Annotated in this window: 3 protein-coding genes; 2 read left to right on the forward strand and 1 reads right to left on the reverse strand. The window is 71.9% G+C overall.

Features of this window, described 5'->3' with window-relative positions:
* The coding region (locus GL263_RS24975; protein ID WP_182858007.1) for a papain-like cysteine protease family protein at nt 1-451 on the forward strand (451 nt) is incomplete at its 5' end.
* A 5-nt stretch (nt 452-456) separates the two neighbouring features.
* On the forward strand, nt 457-1251 hold the full coding sequence (locus GL263_RS24980) for a hypothetical protein (RefSeq protein ID WP_182858008.1): 795 nt from the start codon (nt 457-459) through the stop codon (nt 1249-1251).
* Nucleotides 1252-1317: 66 nt separating this feature from the next.
* Here GL263_RS24980 and GL263_RS24985 read toward each other — a convergent pair whose 3' ends face one another.
* Nucleotides 1318-2388, reverse strand: a complete 1071-nt coding sequence (locus GL263_RS24985) for a TerC family protein (RefSeq protein ID WP_182858009.1) — start codon at nt 2386-2388, stop codon at nt 1318-1320.
* Nucleotides 2389-2525: the final 137 nt, after the last annotated feature.

Below are 2525 nucleotides of genomic sequence, written 5' to 3' on the forward strand. Positions count from 1 at the left end.
GCCGCAGCAGTACTCCAACTGGTGCTGGGCGGCGGCGGGCAACACCATCACCGCCTACTTCGGCAGGTCCCACAACCAGAACGCCTTCTGCAACGCCGCGTTCAACCGGCCCCAGGGCACGTCCTGCCCCAACAACCAGGCCACCCTCGGCCACGTGCAGAACGGCCTCTCGTGGGCGGGCGTCCGCCCCGGCTCCTACGTCAACGGCTGGCTGCGCTACGACACCGTGCAGACGGAGATCAACGGCAACCGGCCGGTCGAGACCCGGATCGGCTGGCGGTCCGGCGGCGGCCACATGCACGTGATCTACGGCTACGACACCGCGAACAGCCTGGTCTACTGGGGCGATCCGTGGCCGTCCTCCGACCGCTACAACTGGGCGTCGCACAACTGGTACGTCAGCAACAACTCGTTCTCCTGGACCCACTCGCTCTACCGGATCGGAGCGTGACCCCGATGGCCGCGACACGCCGCAACCCGGCCGGGGCGCTGGTCGCCGCCGCCGTCACCGTCACGCTCGCCCTCGCCGCGCCGGCAGCCGCCGCGGCGGACGGGCCGAAGCCGCCCGAGCAGCCTTCGGCGGCCGCGCTCGCGGACGCCGGGAAGGCCGCCGGGGACCAGCGGACGTTGGGCACCCTCGCCCGGTTCTTCGCCCACGACGGCCGGATCAGCGCGGAGCGGGCGAAGCCGCGCGTCACCGGCGTGGCCGTGCCCGTCCATCTGCTGTCCGCGGACTTCGTCGACGGGCGACCGGACGCGCCCGTCGCCGAGTTGGCCTACCTGGCGGCCACCGCCGTGGCCGCCGACGGCAGCAGGGCGTCCGTCTGGTCCGCCGAACAGGACGGCGTCTGGCGGGTGGTGAACATCGCGTCGGGCGACGACGAGAGGCGGTACGCGGCGGCCGGTGAGAAGCGCGCGCCCGGCGGCACGGTCTTCCGGGAACCGCAGATCAACGCCTGGTACGTGCTCAGCGGGAAGCGGGTCCTCCCACTGAACGAGGACGCCGAGCGGGCCGTCGGCCGCACGGGGACCTCCCTCGACGCGTACCGGGAGCGGGTGCGGGCGGCCTACGGCGGCAGGCAGCCCGGTTCGCGCTACGACCGCGAGGGTTACGCGGGCGGGTTCGCTCCGCCCCCCGCCGGGCCCGGGGAGGGCGGTGGTCCGACGGCGGCGCAGGCCGGGGCGGTGGCCGCCGGCTCGCTGGGGGTGCTCGGCGCGCTGCTGCTCGTCCGCCGACGCCGCCACGGCTGACGGCGGCGGACGGTTGACGCGACCCCGCCCGGGCCGGTGCTGACCGGCCCGGGCGGGGTCCGTGCGTCAGGAGCGCAGGCTGGGCCGGTCGGCCTCGTCGCCCGAGACGTCGCCCGCGTCTTCGCCGGCGGCGCGGGCCGGTTCGGTGGAGCCCTTGGCGGTGGCCTCCACGACGGCCACCGGCTCCTCGGCGGCGATGCGGCGGCTCGCGTAGAGGCTGCTGACCGTGGTGATCAGCAGCACGGCGCCGATCACGGTCAGGGAGAAGGCGATGGACACCTCGGGCACGTGCACGCCGGCCTCGTGCAGGGCGTGCAGCACCAGCTTCACGCCGATGAAGCCGAGGATCACCGAGAGGCCGTACGCCAGGTGGACCAGCTTCTTCAGCAGGCCGCCGATGAGGAAGTACAGCTGCCGCAGGCCCATCAGGGCGAACGCGTTGGCGGTGAAGACGATGTACGGGTCCTGGGTGAGGCCGAAGATCGCGGGGATGGAGTCGAGGGCGAAGAGGACGTCCGTGGTGCCGATCGCCAGCATGACGATCAGCATCGGGGTGATCAACCGCCGCCCGTTCTCGACGATGGTGAGCCGGGTGCCGTGGTAGCGGTCGGTCGAGGGGAAGCGCCGCTCCACGAGCTTCAGGAAGCGGTTCTCCTCGTACTCCTCCTCGGACTCGCCGCCGCGCGCCTCCTGGATGAGCTTCCACGCCGTCCAGATCAGGAAGGCGCCGAACACGAAGAAGATCCAGGAGAAGGTGGAGATGAGGGCCGCGCCCATGGCGATGAAGACGGCGCGCAGCACCAGCGCGATGAGCACACCGACCATCAGCACCCGCTGCTGGTAGGCGGCGGGCACCGCGAACTTCGCCATGATCAGGACGAAGACGAAGAGGTTGTCCACGCTCAGCGACTTCTCGGTGACGTAGCCGGCGAAGAACTCGCCGGACGCCGCCGGGGTACCGAAGACGAAGAGCCCGGCGCCGAACAGGGCGGCGAGCACGATCCACACGATCGTCCAGATGCCGGCTTCCTTGATCGACACCTCGTGCGGCTTGCGGCCCCCGATGAAGAAGTCGGCGGCGATGAGGGCGCAGAGACCGACGACGGTCAGCACCCAGACGGACAGGGACACGTCCATGGAGACACTCCTCCGGCTGTTCACGCCGGAGGTCTCTTCCGCCCGGACCGCCCGGAGATCACCGGGGACGGTGGGCCGGCGCCCCGGGGCCGGATGGCCGAGCCCGTACTGACGGGGACACCGCGTGCAGGGAGTAC

The sequence above is a fragment of the Streptomyces durbertensis genome (assembly GCF_014156695.1).
In the GTDB taxonomy this organism is placed as follows: domain Bacteria; phylum Actinomycetota; class Actinomycetes; order Streptomycetales; family Streptomycetaceae; genus Streptomyces; species Streptomyces durbertensis.